This window comes from Lacinutrix sp. Bg11-31 (assembly GCF_002831665.1).
Classification (GTDB): Bacteria; Bacteroidota; Bacteroidia; order Flavobacteriales; family Flavobacteriaceae; genus Lacinutrix.
Map to the genome: position 1 here is coordinate 2,671,748 of NZ_CP025118.1, position 15,596 is coordinate 2,687,343.

Below are 15,596 nucleotides of genomic sequence, written 5' to 3' on the forward strand. Positions count from 1 at the left end.
CACAGGAGTTTAGTTTATGGGAAAAGCAACTGTAAAAGTTGTGCCTTCGCCCTTTTGAGATACAAAGGTAATAGTTCCTCCATAAGTTTCGACAATATTCTTAACCATTGCCAGGCCTAGTCCCATTCCACTAGATTTTGTAGTGAATTTAGGTTCGAAAATTTTAGGTTTATTTTCTTCGGAAACACCAATTCCGTTATCTGAAACTGTAATTTTTATTGTTTCATTTTCTTCTGAAACATTAACAACTATTTTAGGCTGCCTTCCTTCTGGAATTGCTTGAATACCGTTTTTAATTAAGTTTGTAACCACTCTAATAAGCTGTGTTCTATCAAACTTTGCTATAATTTTTTTTTTATCAGATTGAAATGTGATGTAATTCTCATTGAAAATATCAAGTGTTAAATCGACAACCTCTACAACATTAAGCATTTCATTTTTTTGAGCTGGCATTTTTGCAAAGTTAGAAAAAGCTCCTGCTATCGAGCTCATAGTATCTATTTGCTGAATTAAAGTTTTAGAATACTCATCTAATTTTTGATGGATGTTTTCATCTTCCGGATTAAATTTACGTTGAAAACTTTGCACTGTTAATCGCATTGGAGTTAGCGGGTTTTTAATTTCATGCGCCACTTGTTTTGCCATTTCTCTCCAAGCTTGTTCCCGCTCACTTGTTGCTAATTGCACAGCACTTTCCTCAAGCTCATCAATCATTCTATTATAAGAATCTACAAGTGTCGAAATCTCTTCACTTGTGTCTTGAATGTTAATTTTTTCGTTACGCTTTTCTAAACGCGTAGCATTCATTTTCTCACTAATCGCTTTAATTGGTTTTGTAATGTATCGTGCTAAAAAATAAGCTAATGCAACTGCCATTAACATAACAACTAAAGAGGTGTATAATAAACGCCCTAAAAACTCATTAAGTTCCTTTGCAAGAAAATCGTCATTTTCTAAATAGGGCAAATTAATAATTGCTAAGTCTTTATATTTTGAATCTGTAATGTAACGATAAGACGACCTAAAAGTTTCATTATCTTCTACACGTCGTTCTTCGTAACGATGCTCTGCAGTGTTAGAAAGTGTGTTTAAAACATTAGGCTCCAAGCATTTTTCGGTAGCTTGTTGTAAACCTGCTTTAGATGAAATTAGCAAAGAACCTTCCAAATCGTATAGATTAATTTGAATATTATGAACTTCGGAAACTTCGTAAATTTTCATTTTAAAAATAAGCGGAACATTTTCGGTAGTAACCGGAAAAGAGGTTTCGCGAATAACAAAGTCTAAACTTCTTATTATTGCTATTTCTTTTCTATCTAAACGCTGTTTGTGGTAGTCTTGGGTTTCTTCGTTGTATTGATAAATAGCAACTACAGCAATTAATATTGAAGATAATAATACCAACAAAATCATGGCTACAAATATTCTGGTACGTAAGGACAGTTTTTTTAATTTCATCATTATTTTCTGTTTCTACGTTTAGCTTTTCTTACTTGCTTCTTTTTAAAATTCAAATATTTATAGTGTGCGTTTGCTGTCTTTTTATCTAAGAATCCATTTGCCTCTAACTTATAACCTAAATCGATTAATTGTTGTTGATATGCAATAAACCTAGCTTTTTGTTCGTCTATATTTTTAAGAGTAAAATGTGTTACTCTATTAGTTCTAACTTGCCTAATATTATTACAATCGACTTCTTCCCATTCTATAGGCTTATCGTAATAAAAACAACGTTCGTAGCATTTTCCTGGTTTTGGGTTTTTTGGCAAATCACCATTCTGAGCTATAGCACCACTAAATGTAAAAGATAGAATTACAGTAATTAATAGAAATCTCATAGATTAAATTTTATTAAATATAGCAATAATCACACCACTATTTTGCGTTAGCGATAGCAACGGCATCCTTTTTTTTGTTGCATATATGCAAAAAAAAGATATAGTGGATAGCGCGACCTTTAGGTAACGCCCAAATTTTAAGCTTCCGGGTTTTTATCGCGAATACTTTTGTACAGCTTAAAACCCAACATAAGAAGCAGTCCTAAAACAAAAACACCAATGACACCAAAAATCCAATTAAAGGCACTCTTTAATAGTACTAAAAAGATAACTGCAAAAAGAATAAAAGTTGCTCCTTCGTTCCACAAACGCATAAAACCAGAGGTCTTTTTTACAATACCGTTTTGCAATTGTTTAAAGTAAACATGCGTTTGTAAGTGATAAATAATAAGTAAAACTACGAAACCTAGTTTTACTTGCATCCAATCGTTTTGAATAAGATATGGATTTAAATAAAATAATGTTAAACCAAAAAATAGTGCTAATATAGCGGAAGGCCATGCGATAATAGTCCATAAACGCTTTGCCATTAACTTTAATTGCTCTCCTAAAATTTCTTTGTCTGGCGACGGTTTGTGAGATGCTTCAATTTGATATACAAATAGTCTTGGAATGTAAAACAAACCAGCAAACCAAGTAATTACAAAAATAAGATGTAATGCTTTTATGTAATTATAGTATTCCATAATTAAGCTTCAACAGTATCTTTAGACCACTCGTTTATCCATTTTGCTAATAAAGAAACCCAAGCCTTATCGATATTTAAGCATGGTATTGTTGAAAATTCTTTCCCTCCCATTTCATGGAAAATTTCCTCACCTTCCATAGCAATCTCTTCTAAGGTTTCTAAACAATCGCTAACAAAAGCTGGTGTTGCAATAGCCATTGTTTTAATACCCTTTTTACCTAAACGCTCGATAGTTCTATCTGTATAGGGTTGTAACCAAGGATCGAAACCTAAACGCGATTGAAACGATGTAGAATACGTATCTGGCTCTAACTTTAAATACTCACCAACCAAACGTGTTACTTCTTTACATTGGTGACGATAGCAAAACTCATGAGCTTTACTTGCTGTTTCACAACAACTACCATCTATTTTGCAATGCGATTTTGTAATGTCGCTTTTACGAATATGTCGTTCTGGAACTCCATGATAAGAGAACAATAAGTGCTCGTATTCTTTATCTTTTAAATCATCCTTTATACTGTTTGCTAGAACAGAAATATATTCAGGATTGTTATAAAATGCAGGAAGTGAGTCTATTTTAAGGTTTGGAAAAAAATCAGCACGTATTTTTTCAGCTAAAACCAAAATAGTCTCGGTTGTTGCCATAGCAAATTGAGGGTATAATGGAATTAAAAACACTTCATCGCAACCTTTGTCTACCAATTCTTGCAACCCTTTTTTAATGGTCATACTTCCATAGCGCATAGCTAATGCTACAGGAAAATCTACTTGTTCTTGTACTTTTTCTTGTAAACGTTCAGACAATACAATTAATGGCGATCCTTCTTCCCACCATATTTTTTTATACGCAGCAGCAGATGCTTTAGGTCGTGTATTTAATATTATACCCTTTACAAGTAATGTTCTTGCCCAAAGCGGAACATCTATTACGCGTTCATCCATTAAAAATTCGCCTAAATATTTTTTAACGTCTTTGGGTTCTGGACTTTCTGGTGATCCTAAATTTACAAGTAATGCTCCTTTCATTTATAGTCTCTATTATTTATGCAAAAATACAATACTATAAGATATTAAACCAAAGATTAAAACGTTGCATATGTTATAAACACGTTAAAGTTCTATATTTTACTTGTAGTTTAAGTTAAATAAATATATTTATAGTTCATTTTATTTTCGTCTATGCACAAGCACCTCATTATATTAGCTACATTTTTTTGTTTTTTGGGTTTCTCTCAAGAACAAGAACAGAGTTTGCTTTGGGAGATTTCTGGTAATGGTTTGCAAAAATCATCTTACATCTATGGCACAATGCACGTTAGTAAAAAGGTGGCTTTTAGACTAGACGATGTCTTTTTTGATGCTCTAGAAAAAAGCGAAACTATTGCGCTAGAAAGCGATCCTTCTACATGGCTAAATCACAGTTATGAAACCGCAATTTTGTCTCCTCAAAACTCAAACGGCAATTATAGAGATGGTTTTTACTCGTCTAAATTTAGCTTAAAACATCCAAACGAATTATTAATTAGAAGTGCCATACGCCAAGACAATCGAATGCTTAACGGTTATTTGTATAGAAAAAGCTCACGTTCAGATAATTTTGAAGAAGAAACCTACCTCGATATGTTTATTTATCAAGCAGGTAAAAAGAAAAACAAACCTATTGTTAGTCTTGAAAATTTAGATGAAGCTGAATATTTAACCACTAAAGCAAGTACAAATGCTTACAAGAAAAAAATAGATCCTTGGTTAACCGAAATTTATGAAAAGGAAAGCCCCTATTTATTACAAGAAAACACGTATCGTGAACGAAATTTAGCACTTTTAGATTCTATTGGAGAAGCATCTAATACACAGTATTTTAGAGAAAACATGCTTTATATTCGAAACGATAATATGGTAACCGTTTTAGATAGTATTATGCAAAATCAAACAGTTTTTGCTGGTGTTGGAGCAGCACATTTACCTGGAGAACGTGGTATGCTAAAATCGCTTAGAGATAAAGGTTATACTGTAAAAACGTTATTGAGTGAACAAACCCAGAACGGACAAACAAAAAAACAATCTATAGAAGATTTTATTGCGCCTCCAGTTTTAAAAAAACACACTACTGCAGATGGTTTTTTAACAATAAAAAGCTTTAGCGATTTAAAAGATTTTTTTTATAATGGTCAAAAATTTTCTATATCACCAGACATGACTAATGGTGCTTTTGTAACTATTAGTAGGTTTAATTTATTCGATTTTTTGCCAAGTGAAGATGAAATTACCTTAGACCGTTTGGAAAACTTTCTGTTCGAGGATATTCCTGGAGATATTATTTCAAAAGAAAAAATAACCACTCCTTTTCCTGGTTTAAGTATTTTAAATAAAACAAAAAAAGACGACTACCAAAAGTACCATATCTATAAAACACCTTTAGAAATTATTATTATAAAATTTGGAGGTCCTAAAAACTATGTTTTAAATTATGAAAAAGAAGTTTTCGAATCTATTAACTTTAAAATGCCCTCTAAAACTATAGAGATATTTAAATCTCCTTATGGTAAATATGAAGTGCTTTTACCTAAATTTAACACGCAGGACAATCTTAAAAATGCTGGTAATAAATTAATTCAAGCCAATATTGGTGATGATTTCTATTTCCTAAAAGAATCTGTAAACCAAGATACTTTTTATATTGAAGAAGATGAGTTTGAAGCCAAGTACATAACCGAAAGTTTTTTTAAGGACTTAAAAATTGAAAACAGCGTGTCTGGTAATTTTAATAATGGAACTTATAAAAGTTACGAAGCTGTTGCTAAATTCGATTCGGTTTCAGATAGGGAAATTCATCTAAAAACCATTGTAAAGGATGGTAGTTATTACTTATTGGGTTATTCTGGCAAGGAACAAAAGAAAGCTACAGCCTTTTTTAATTCTTTTAAATTTAATAAAACTAAACACAATGGATTTGAAAAAAAAACAGATACATCGCTTCATTTTACAGTGCTAACAAACACAAAACCTGTAATTTCAAACTACAATCGCTATAATAAAAAGAAGAAAAAAGACTACGAAGCACAAACCAAACAAGCTAGTTATTACTCTAAAGCTAACGAGCAGGTTTTTGTAATTAGAACAAAGTTTCACGATCTGCAAATGTATACCAACATTGATAGTTTGTGGCAGGAATTAGACGATTCAAGATTGCCAAAATATAAAAGTAATGATGATCGACCATTTAATATTGAAAATAAGAAAAAAACAAAAAAAGACGACACCTATACTTACAGTTATACATTATCAGATTCGCTTAGTGTAAAAGCCATAAAAGTGAAGCATATTGTGAAAAAAGGAGTCTTATTTACTATTAAATCTTTAAACGATTCTAAAAACAAACCATCTCCTTTTATCACAAACTTTTACGAGACATTTAAACCCATAGATACAATTATGGGGGAAACTATTTTTAAAGATAAAACCCAACTTTTTTTTGAAGCACTAAAAAAAGACGACAGTATTGTTATGAATACTTACGATTTATTAAAATTTAATAAATCGCACTCCAATACTATTATGGATCTGGTTAAAAATTTCGAATTTCCAGAAAATAAAGAAAACATAAAAACGAATTTAATTAGCGAGCTTATTGAATTAGACGACACTAAAGTACTACCTTTTTTAAAGGATTTATATGTAGACTCTTATTCTAATCCTAAAATTCAAACTACCATTTTAAAGGCACTTTTAAACAAAAAAAATAAAAAATACCACAAAGATGTCTTAGTTTTAATGCAGAAGGATTTACCAATAGAACAGTACGCAGTGCAATCTCTTTTCTACACTTACAAAGACTCTTTAGAACTCAAAAAATATTTATTCCCAAAGCTTTTAGAATATACAAATGTTCAAGAATACAAAGAACCTATTTATAATTTATTAGCGCGATTAAAAGACAGTAGTATTATAAAACCTAAAGTCTATAAAAAGTATAAAAAGTCGATTATTAATGATGGAAAAATTGAAATTAAACGCAGTTTAAGCAAGAAATCTGTATACAGCTCTAGGAACAACACTCTATATAGTTATGTGAAGTTAATTTTTCCTTTTAGAAAAGAATCTGCTGCCAAAGCTTTTTTCGATAAATTACTAGACAGTGAAAACGCAAAAGCGCTAACAACCTACTATGCTTTATTAGAAAATGCAAAAGAGGAAATCCCTGTAAAGCTTAAAAACAAAACTATAGACGACTATAGAAACCAAGCTGTTTTAGTAAACACACTCTATGCTTTAAATCTTAAAAAGCCGTACTTAACTCAAGAAATTACACAGTTAAAATATGCTAAATCGTATTTATTTAGCAATGTGAAAATTGAAACAGGAAGAGATTCTATTTCTTTTTTAGTTAAAAAACCTTTTAAAACAGACAGTGACAAAAAAGGAACCATCTACTTTTTTAAACTCGATACTAAAAACGATTATGGAGATTCTAAAAAGCTTTTTTATGCTGCTTTTTTAGACCACAAAAAACAAAAGGAATTAGTTACAAATGTTTACTACCAATCAGGTTATAATGGCAATTATATGGATGAAAATGAGAAGGAAGATGAGTTAATCGAGGAGGTTTTAGACTTAGTGAAATATAAAACGAGAAAACGTATTAGTGAGAGATAGCAAATAATTTGAAAGCCTCAAAAACATACTTAAAAGGACAATCGGTATTCATTATTTCTATAATTGTAATACTACTAACTATTCTTATCGTTTATTTAAACGGTGAAAATCATGACCGGTCTATTACTTCAAACTTTTATATTTCGTTAGCTATAATTGGATCTTCTCTATTTCTATTTATGACTTATGGCCTTTACAAAGGAATTAGTTTAAAAGATAATTTTCCAAATTTTAAAAATTATGAAGTTGGAAATTACATTTCCTCTTCTGGAGATATGCCAGACCTTCCGTTTTTTGAAGGAGGAGATGGAATAGGTGGGTTTATAATATCATTTTTAGTTTGGATAGGAATGACAATATTAATTTTTTTATTGCTTATTCTAATAGAAATAGCATTTTGGTTTTCTATTTTTATAGTAATTATGATGCTTTATTGGTTGTTTTTTAGAGCATTAAAATTAGTCTTTAGAAAATCAAAAACAACTCAAGGAGATATTGGAATTTCGGCCCTTTACTCTTTAGGATATACTATATTGTATTTAGGCTGGATATTTGTAATCGTATTTTTAGTAAAAAAAATTTAACCAACAGACTGCACATATTTCTTAGGCGTTGTTCCATACTTCTTCTTAAAAGCAGCAATAAAATGACTAGAAGTACTATATCCAACTTTTAAACCAACCTCATTAACATTATGAACACCAGACTCTAATAATTTCCTCGAAAACTCCATTTTATAATCTAACAAGAAGCTAAATACAGAATCCCCATAAATTTGTTTAAAACCTTCTTTTAGTTTTTTAAGCGTTAACCCAATTTCGTCTGCTAACTCTTGTAAACTTGGTGGCTCTGCCATTCTCGAAATAACGATATCTTTAGCTTTTCTAATTTTTAAAACGTTAGATTCATCCACTAAAAATGGACATTGTTCAATATCTGCATCTTCATTTCTATTAAAATATAAGCTCAACACTTCGTAAGCTTTTGCTTTAAAATAGATGTTTTTAATTGAAGCGTTTAAATTATAATTTACCAACTGGTTTAATGCTATTGCCATAGAAGGTGAAATTTTTCCGTCTTTATAATATTTTTTATCGCGATTATCTTCACTTAAAAAAGTAATATAATCTGCTTCCTGAGAAAACAAGCCATGAAATTTTTTAATTGAAATTAGCACAGAAACTAACCAAGAATTAGGTTTCACCTCTAAATGTATTGGCAAATCGCGTTCAGGATTATATAGTAAAAGTGACGTTTCTTCGGCTACATTTAATTTATAATTACCATTATTAAACAGAAACTGACTCTCACCTTTTATACAAAAATGAAACTGAATAAAGCTACTATCTATTTCTCGTTCAATAACCTTAACCTCCTGTGTATCATTTTGATGTGTTAAAATATAAACACCATCATCAGCACGTATTTCAACAAAAAAACTTTTAGCGATACTTTTGTCTGTTTTATTTTCCGAATGTAGCATAACTCTATTTAGATTTGTTCTAAACTACAAAACAATTAACGCTTGTAGCATTAGCAAATATAGTGCTTTTCATAATTTTAATTAAAAAACAACGCAAAAAAACCACAAGCGACACTATTAGTTCTTTTAGCGTTGTTTTCTACCATACTGAGTTGGTATTTTTGCTATCGAAGATTATGAAACAATATAACATTTCAAGAAGTACTACGTTTTACGCCATTGGCTTGAGCTACAAAAAAGCTGATGCCAAAATTCGTGGTAATTTTAGTTTAAGCGAAGAAGCGAAGTTAAACTTGCTAGATCAAGCAAAAACCAATGGTATTGAAAGCTTAATAGTGACTTCTACTTGTAATAGAACCGAAATTTTCGGTTTTGCAGAACACCCATTTCAACTTATTCAATTACTTTGTGACAACACAAAAGGAACCGTTGAAGAGTTTCAAAAAGTGGCTTATGTTTATAAAAATAAAGACGCTATTTCTCATATGTTTCGTGTTGGTTCTGGTTTAGATAGTCAAATTCTAGGTGATTTCGAGATTATTAGTCAATTAAAAACTGCCGCAAGAATTTCTAAAAAACACGATTTACTTAATCATTTTATAGAGAGATTAGTAAATGCCGTTATTCAAGCAAGTAAGCGTATAAAAACAGAAACAGATATTTCATCTGGTGCAACATCTGTATCTTTTGCTTCTGTACAATACATAATGAAGCATGTTGAGAATGTTACAAACAAAAATATTCTACTTTTTGGAACCGGAAAAATAGGCAGAAATACTTGTGAGAATCTAGTTAAACATACCAAAAATGAGCATATAACTTTAGTTAACAGAACTAAAGATAAAGCTGAAGCCATTGCAGGAAAATTTAATTTAATTGTAAAAGATTACGCGAATCTTCAGGAAGAAATTAATGCTTCAGATATTTTAATTGTTGCAACAGGAGCTCAAAATCCTACAATCGACAAACATATTATTCAGTCTAAAAAAGAATTGTTGATCTTAGATTTATCAATTCCGAAGAATGTAAACGAAAACGTTCAAGAATTAAGTAACGTTAAACTTATACATTTAGATGATTTATCGCAAATTACCGATGAAACATTAGAAAACAGAAAACAACATATTCCATTAGCCGAAACTATTATTCAAGAAGTAAATACTGAATTTAATAGCTGGTTAGAAACTAGAAAATTCGCACCTACAATAAAAGCGTTAAAAACAAAATTACAATCGTTTAAAACAGCTGAATTAGATACACAACGTAAAAAAATCGCAAATTTTAACGAAGAACAAGCTGAGTTAATTAGTAATAAACTCATTCAAAAAATAACAAATCACTTCGCTCATCATTTAAAAGACGAAGCAATTTCTACAAACGATAGCCTGGAACTTATTCAAAAAGTGTTTCAGTTAGAACCAATAAAAAATGTCTAGAATAATAAGAATTGGAACTCGCGATAGTGAGTTAGCGCTTTATCAAGCCAGAGCTGTAAGACAACAATTAGTGCAACTAGGCCATAAAGCAGTACTTGTTCCTATAAAATCCACTGGTGATTTAGTTTTAGACAAGCCACTTTACGAGCTTGGTATTACTGGAATATTTACAAGAACTTTAGACATTGCTATGTTAAATGGTGACATTGATATTGCTGTACATTCTTTAAAAGATGTACCAACCGTTTTACCAAAAGGCATTGTACAAGCTGCTGTTATGAAACGTGGTAACGTGCGTGATACTATAGTTTTTAAAGGTACCGAAGAGTTTTTAGGTGGGCCTGAAGCAGTAATTGCTACTAGTAGTTTACGTAGAAAAGCACAATGGCTTAATCGCTACCCAACACATACTATCGTAGATATTCGCGGAAATGTAAATACACGTTTAGAAAAATTAGACACTAGTGAGGATTGGGATGCTGCTATTTTTGCTGCAGCTGGACTTGGACGTTTAGATGTACGACCAGAAACAGCAGATAATTTAGAATGGATGGTTCCTGCTCCTGGACAAGGTGCAATTATGACAACTGCTCTAGAAGAAGACGAAGAGCTTTTAGTAATTTTAGCTGAAATTAATGATGAAGAGACAGAAATTTGCACGCAAATAGAACGCGAATTTTTAAACCGATTAGAAGGTGGTTGTACTGCTCCTATTGGTGCTTTGTGTTATATAAAAGATGAAGAAGTAAACTTCGAAGGTATTTTATTAAGCCCAAATGGAACTAAAAAAATTACCGTAGAACGTGTAAAAGCGCTTGGAGAACATAGAGATATTGCAGAGTGGTGTGCAAACTACGTAATAGACAAAGGTGGCAAACGCTTAATGGATGCTATGAAGCAAACTAGCAAACCAACAAATGTTTACTCTACTAAATCTTTTACAGAAGATCAACGTTTGTTGTTTCATGAAAAAGTGAATCCTGATAGTAGTGATTTTGTAAAAATCAACTTAAATAGAATTGCACCAAGATTCTTAAAAAGCGAAATTGAAAACGTAGTAATAACAAGTAAAAATGCTGTTGAAGCATTGCTTACTAATTTTTCTGCAATAGAGCTACAATTTAAAAACATCTACTGTGTTGGTCGTCGTACAAAACGCATGATAGAGAGAAGAATTGGCGAAGTAAAACATAGCGAAAACAATGCTAAAAAATTAGCAGAACACTTAATTGAGTTTATGGATGGTAGTGAGATTACATATTTTTGTAGCGATTTAAGATTAGACGATTTACCAACTGTTCTTAAAGAAAACAACATAGACGTTAAAGAAATTGAAGCTTACCAAACAAAATTAGACAGCATTAAGGTTGATAGTTCTGTAGAAGGTCTTATGTTTTATAGTCCATCAACAGTAAAAAGTTATAAGCAAGAAAACAACGCTGAAGACAAAACCATTGCTTTTTGCATTGGAGAATCGACAGCAAAGGAAGCTAGTAAGTATTTTAAAGATATTAGAATTGCAAAAGTACCAACTGTAGAAAGTGTTATTGAGTTGGTTAATGAGCATTATGTTTAGCAATTATTAGCCTAATAGATTAATAGAGAGTTGACAGAGCGGCCGATCGTGCTACCTTGGAAAGGTAGTGTACTTGCAAAGGTACCAAGGGTTCGAATCCCTTACTCTCTGCACATAATTAGCCTATTTATTTTAAATGAAATGAGCTAATCTTTTTAGCAAAAAGAAAACGTACAATTAAAAAAATCTTGTTCTCGAAATTTAGAGGCAAAAGGAATGAAAAGAAAAGATATGTTGAAAAACGATTTATTTTTAAGAGCATTAAAAGGAGAAACTGTAGATCGTCCACCAGTTTGGATGATGCGTCAAGCAGGAAGGTATTTACCAGAATTTATGGAAATAAAGGCTAAATACGATTTCTTTACACGCTGTCAAACTCCAGAATTAGCAAGCGAAATTACAGTACAACCAATTCGAAGATATGGAATGGATGCTGCTATTTTGTTCTGTGACATTTTAGTGATTCCTCAAGCAATGAATATCGAAGTACAAATGAAGCCAGATTTTGGTCCTTATTTACCACATCCTATTCGTAATCAAAAAGATGTCGATAACGTTATTGTGCCAGACGTAAAAGAAAGCTTAAGCTATGTTTACGAGGCTATAAGAATGACTAAAGAAAAACTAAACGATGATATTCCTTTAATTGGATTCGCTGGTTCTCCATGGACAATTCTTTGTTATTGTGTGCAAGGTCAAGGTTCTAAAAACTTTGATAAAGCAAAAGAATTTTGCTTTACAAACCCTGTTGCTGCACACCAATTATTACAAAAAATAACAGACACAACAATTGCTTACTTAAAGGAAAAAGTAAAAGCAGGTGTTAATGCTGTTCAAGTATTCGATTCTTGGGGAGGAATGCTTTCTCCAGTAGATTATCAAGAGTTTTCTTGGAAATATATTCAGCAAATAATTGATGCTTTAAAAGATATTACACCAGTAATTGCTTTTGGAAAAGGTTGTTGGTTTGCTTTAGATGAAATGTCTAAATCTGGAGCTGCAGCTTTAGGTGTTGACTGGACATGTTCTGCAAGAAACGCACGTTACTTAACAGGAGGAAACATTACTTTACAAGGTAATTTTGATCCTACTCGTTTATTTTCTCCTCCTGCAGAAATTAAAAAAATGGTACACCAAATGATTAACGAATTTGGTAAAGATAAATACATTGTAAATTTAGGCCATGGTATTTTACCTAACATTCCGTTAGAAAATGCTAAAGCATTTATAGATGCTGTAAAAGAGTATAAAGCTAATTAGTTAATATAACTTGTAACTTAATCTTGGTTTTTGCGTCTTTTAAGTATGTTTAATTAAACACCTAGTTAATGATTAAAAACATTCTAAAAGGTATAAAAGCCTATACAGGAACATTTACATTAATTTCTAAATTAAAACTTTGGAAATACTTTTTAGTACCAATCATTATTAGCATTATAACTGCTACAATTGTTGGTTTTACAGCTTATGGTTTATCAGACAATATTGGAAGGTTTATAGCTAAAATTTGGCCTTGGGAAACAGGAATAGAAACCTTTACCTCTATTTCAAGTTATTTAGGTGGAGCAATTATTATTGTTTTAGGTTTCATATTATACAAACACATTGTAATGGCATTGTCTGCACCATTTATGAGTCCTGTTTCAGAAAAAATTGAAGCACACTTAACTGGAGAAAACAAACACGAACACAGAATAACATCGTTTAAAGAGCAACTTTGGAGAGGTATTAGAATTAATGTTCGCAACCTTTTTAAAGAAATACTCTTTACTATTCCCTTAATTATAATTAGCTTTATTCCAGTTATTGGTATTCTGGGTACTATTCTTATGTTCTTAGTTCAAGCTTTTTATGCTGGATTTGGTAATATGGACTACACCTTAGAACGTCATTTTAAATATGGAGAAAGTGTTAATTTTGTTAGAAAAAACAGAGGCTTAGCAATAGGAAATGGTATTGTTTTTATGCTGTTTTTATTAATTCCTATTATTGGAATTATTATAGTATTACCACTTTCTGTAACAGCAGCAACCACTAAAACGGTAGAAGTTATTAAGGCCAAAAATAAATTACTAACAGAACAAAAAACGCCAACAGTTTAAGTACTTAGCGTAAAATTAAATAATGATTCTACAGTTTAACGACTTCGAAATAAGCCCGATTAAAGAAACAGACGCTTGGAAACTTTGTGACTTTATGGTAACAAATTCCGATCGTTTTAAACGTTATTTTCCTGGCACTTTAAAAGAAAACCTAAACCCAACTTTATCCCAATTATTTGTAGAAACAAAAGTGAAACAATTCAATGAAAAAGAAGAATTTTTGTTCACTTTAAAACATTCTGAAACACGTAAAATTGCAGCAATCATCTACATAAAAGCATTAGATTGGTCTATAAAACGAGGAGAATTTGCATACTGCATAGATTATAATTTTAAAGGTAAAAGCCTTATCTCGAAAGTCGTAAAAACACTATCCAAACATGCTTTTACAACATTAGAGTTAGAAACTTTGCAAATAATAGCACATAAAGATAATTTACCAAGTGTAAACGTGGCTTTAAATAATGATTTTGTTTGGCAAAAAACTTTAGAAAAAGAATTCACTCCAACTGGCGAGCAACCTCTAGATATGGAGTTATATGAATTATATAAATAAACAATTATGCCACATTTTGTAATAGATTGCTCTGAAAATATTTTAAATAATGTTGAAGCAAAATCTGTTTTAAGCAAAGTACACAGCACAGCAAATAACAGCTTATTATTTGATGAGGCAGATATTAAAGTACGCTTAAACCCTTTTAAAGAAAACTATTTAGTTGGCGGAAAAAAGGAAACTTTTATTCATGTTTTTGCAAACATTATGGAAGGCAGAACAATCGAACAAAAAGCAAAGCTTTCTAAGAGTATGGTAACCGAATTAAAAACGATGTTTCCAGATATTCCTTTTATTGCAATTAATATAAGAGATTTTGAAAAGGCAACATATTGTAACAAATCAATGGTATAAAAAATGAAAGATAAATTTTTCAAATACATACATCAATTACAAGACACTATTACAGCAGGTCTAGAAAAAGTTGACGGAAAAGCAACTTTTCAAGAAGACATATGGAAACGGCCAGAAGGTGGTGGCGGACGAACAAGAGTTATAGAAAATGGAAACGTTTTTGAAAAAGGAGGCGTTAATATTTCTGGTGTTCATGGAAAGTTACCTGACTCTATGCAAAAGTATTTTGGTGTGGAAGATGCCGATTTTTTCGCCTGTGGATTAAGCCTGGTTTTACATCCTAAAAACCCAATGGTTCCAACTGTACATGCAAATTGGCGCTATTTCGAAATGTATGATAAAGACCAAAATATTGTAGACCAATGGTTTGGTGGCGGACAAGACCTAACGCCTTATTATTTGTTTGATGAAGATGCAACACATTTTCATCAAACCTGTAAAACTGCTTGCGACAAACACAATCCAGAGTTTTATCCAAAATACAAAGCACGTTGCGACGAGTATTTTTACAATGCACACCGTAACGAAGGTCGTGGTATTGGAGGTCTATTTTTCGATTATTGCAAAGCTTCAGAAGACATGAGCATGCAAAAATGGTACGATTTTGTTACCGAAGTTGGAGATAGTTTCCTTGAAGCCTATGTTCCTATTGCAGAAAAAAGAAAAGATTTAGAATACACAAAAATACAACGCGATTGGCAAGAAATACGTCGTGGTCGCTATGTTGAGTTTAATTTAGTACACGATAAAGGAACGCTTTTCGGCTTAAAAACAAATGGAAGAATAGAAAGCATTTTAATGAGTTTGCCTCCTCATGTGCAATGGGTTTACGATCATAATCCAGAAGTAGGCAGCGAAGAAGAACGATTGATTAAAGTATTACAAAATCCTAAAGATTGGACTTAAA

14 protein-coding genes and 1 tRNA gene are annotated in these 15,596 nt (G+C 31.5%); 10 read left to right on the forward strand and 5 right to left on the reverse strand.

Translation table 11 applies throughout. From position 1 onward, the window contains the following. Positions 1-9: 9 nt before the first annotated feature. The 4 genes from CW733_RS12045 to hemH form a co-directional block, all read right to left on the reverse strand. Positions 10-1,458, reverse strand: a complete 1,449-nt coding sequence (locus tag CW733_RS12045; protein ID WP_100998822.1) for an ATP-binding protein — start codon at positions 1,456-1,458, stop codon at positions 10-12. A gap of 2 nt (positions 1,459-1,460) precedes the next feature. After that, positions 1,461-1,838, reverse strand: a complete 378-nt coding sequence (locus CW733_RS12050; RefSeq protein ID WP_100997411.1) for a hypothetical protein — start codon at positions 1,836-1,838, stop codon at positions 1,461-1,463. Between the two features lie 137 nt (positions 1,839-1,975). Further along, positions 1,976-2,524: a CopD family protein gene (locus CW733_RS12055; protein WP_100997412.1), complete on the reverse strand. Its 549-nt coding sequence runs from the start codon at positions 2,522-2,524 to the stop codon at positions 1,976-1,978. A 2-nt stretch (positions 2,525-2,526) separates the two neighbouring features. Continuing rightward, positions 2,527-3,555 (reverse strand): ferrochelatase, encoded by a 1,029-nt coding sequence (hemH, locus tag CW733_RS12060; protein ID WP_100997413.1) that lies wholly within the window; start codon positions 3,553-3,555, stop codon positions 2,527-2,529. Between the two features lie 153 nt (positions 3,556-3,708). On the opposite strand from hemH, the gene CW733_RS12065 reads away from it, so the two are divergent. Then, a complete protein-coding gene (locus CW733_RS12065) occupies positions 3,709-7,182 on the forward strand; it encodes a TraB/GumN family protein (RefSeq protein ID WP_100997414.1) in 3,474 nt (1,157 codons plus the stop codon). Between the two features lie 179 nt (positions 7,183-7,361). Then, positions 7,362-7,766, forward strand: coding sequence for a hypothetical protein (locus CW733_RS12070; protein ID WP_232730362.1), 405 nt, complete (start codon positions 7,362-7,364; stop codon positions 7,764-7,766). Here the strand turns inward: CW733_RS12070 and CW733_RS12075 are convergent. Next, complete coding sequence (locus CW733_RS12075) at positions 7,763-8,665, reverse strand: helix-turn-helix transcriptional regulator (protein WP_100997416.1); 903 nt, start codon at positions 8,663-8,665, stop codon at positions 7,763-7,765. The two genes, CW733_RS12070 and CW733_RS12075, sit on opposite strands and share 4 nt — an antisense overlap. 176 nt (positions 8,666-8,841) lie before the next feature. Here CW733_RS12075 and hemA point away from each other — a divergent pair, with 176 nt between their 5' ends. The 8 genes from hemA (at position 8,842) to hemF (ending at position 15,595) form a co-directional block, all read left to right on the forward strand. After that, positions 8,842-10,101 (forward strand): glutamyl-tRNA reductase, encoded by a 1,260-nt coding sequence (gene hemA / locus CW733_RS12080; protein ID WP_100997417.1) that lies wholly within the window; start codon positions 8,842-8,844, stop codon positions 10,099-10,101. Further along, positions 10,094-11,677 (forward strand): hydroxymethylbilane synthase, encoded by a 1,584-nt coding sequence (gene hemC, locus CW733_RS12085; RefSeq protein ID WP_100997418.1) that lies wholly within the window; start codon positions 10,094-10,096, stop codon positions 11,675-11,677. Before hemA ends, hemC begins: the two co-directional genes overlap by 8 nt. 24 nt (positions 11,678-11,701) lie before the next feature. Then, positions 11,702-11,788, forward strand: a tRNA-Ser gene (locus CW733_RS16450). Between the two features lie 120 nt (positions 11,789-11,908). Then, positions 11,909-12,937, forward strand: coding sequence for a uroporphyrinogen decarboxylase (gene hemE / locus CW733_RS12090; RefSeq protein ID WP_100998824.1), 1,029 nt, complete (start codon positions 11,909-11,911; stop codon positions 12,935-12,937). 68 nt (positions 12,938-13,005) lie between these two features. Further along, positions 13,006-13,779, forward strand: coding sequence for an EI24 domain-containing protein (locus CW733_RS12095; RefSeq protein WP_100997419.1), 774 nt, complete (start codon positions 13,006-13,008; stop codon positions 13,777-13,779). 22 nt (positions 13,780-13,801) lie between these two features. Further along, positions 13,802-14,335, forward strand: a complete 534-nt coding sequence (locus CW733_RS12100) for a GNAT family N-acetyltransferase (RefSeq protein WP_100997420.1) — start codon at positions 13,802-13,804, stop codon at positions 14,333-14,335. A 6-nt stretch (positions 14,336-14,341) separates the two neighbouring features. Beyond that, positions 14,342-14,689 (forward strand): 5-carboxymethyl-2-hydroxymuconate Delta-isomerase, encoded by a 348-nt coding sequence (locus CW733_RS12105; protein ID WP_100997421.1) that lies wholly within the window; start codon positions 14,342-14,344, stop codon positions 14,687-14,689. A 3-nt stretch (positions 14,690-14,692) separates the two neighbouring features. Then, positions 14,693-15,595, forward strand: coding sequence for an oxygen-dependent coproporphyrinogen oxidase (gene hemF / locus CW733_RS12110; protein WP_100997422.1), 903 nt, complete (start codon positions 14,693-14,695; stop codon positions 15,593-15,595). The last annotated feature ends 1 nt before the right edge of the window (position 15,596 follow it).

Excerpts from the sequence above, each read along its gene's own strand:
- CW733_RS12045 (WP_100998822.1), bottom strand. The coding sequence starts at position 1,458 with ATGAAATTAAAAAAACTGTCCTTACGTACCAGAATATTTGTAGCCATG.
- CW733_RS12050 (WP_100997411.1), bottom strand. The coding sequence starts at position 1,838 with ATGAGATTTCTATTAATTACTGTAATTCTATCTTTTACATTTAGTGGT.
- CW733_RS12055 (WP_100997412.1), bottom strand. The coding sequence starts at position 2,524 with ATGGAATACTATAATTACATAAAAGCATTACATCTTATTTTTGTAATT.
- hemH (WP_100997413.1), bottom strand. The coding sequence starts at position 3,555 with ATGAAAGGAGCATTACTTGTAAATTTAGGATCACCAGAAAGTCCAGAA.
- CW733_RS12065 (WP_100997414.1), top strand. The coding sequence starts at position 3,709 with ATGCACAAGCACCTCATTATATTAGCTACATTTTTTTGTTTTTTGGGT.
- CW733_RS12070 (WP_232730362.1), top strand. The coding sequence starts at position 7,362 with ATGACTTATGGCCTTTACAAAGGAATTAGTTTAAAAGATAATTTTCCA.
- CW733_RS12075 (WP_100997416.1), bottom strand. The coding sequence starts at position 8,665 with ATGCTACATTCGGAAAATAAAACAGACAAAAGTATCGCTAAAAGTTTT.
- hemA (WP_100997417.1), top strand. The coding sequence starts at position 8,842 with ATGAAACAATATAACATTTCAAGAAGTACTACGTTTTACGCCATTGGC.
- hemC (WP_100997418.1), top strand. The coding sequence starts at position 10,094 with ATGTCTAGAATAATAAGAATTGGAACTCGCGATAGTGAGTTAGCGCTT.
- hemE (WP_100998824.1), top strand. The coding sequence starts at position 11,909 with ATGTTGAAAAACGATTTATTTTTAAGAGCATTAAAAGGAGAAACTGTA.
- CW733_RS12095 (WP_100997419.1), top strand. The coding sequence starts at position 13,006 with ATGATTAAAAACATTCTAAAAGGTATAAAAGCCTATACAGGAACATTT.
- CW733_RS12100 (WP_100997420.1), top strand. The coding sequence starts at position 13,802 with ATGATTCTACAGTTTAACGACTTCGAAATAAGCCCGATTAAAGAAACA.
- CW733_RS12105 (WP_100997421.1), top strand. The coding sequence starts at position 14,342 with ATGCCACATTTTGTAATAGATTGCTCTGAAAATATTTTAAATAATGTT.
- hemF (WP_100997422.1), top strand. The coding sequence starts at position 14,693 with ATGAAAGATAAATTTTTCAAATACATACATCAATTACAAGACACTATT.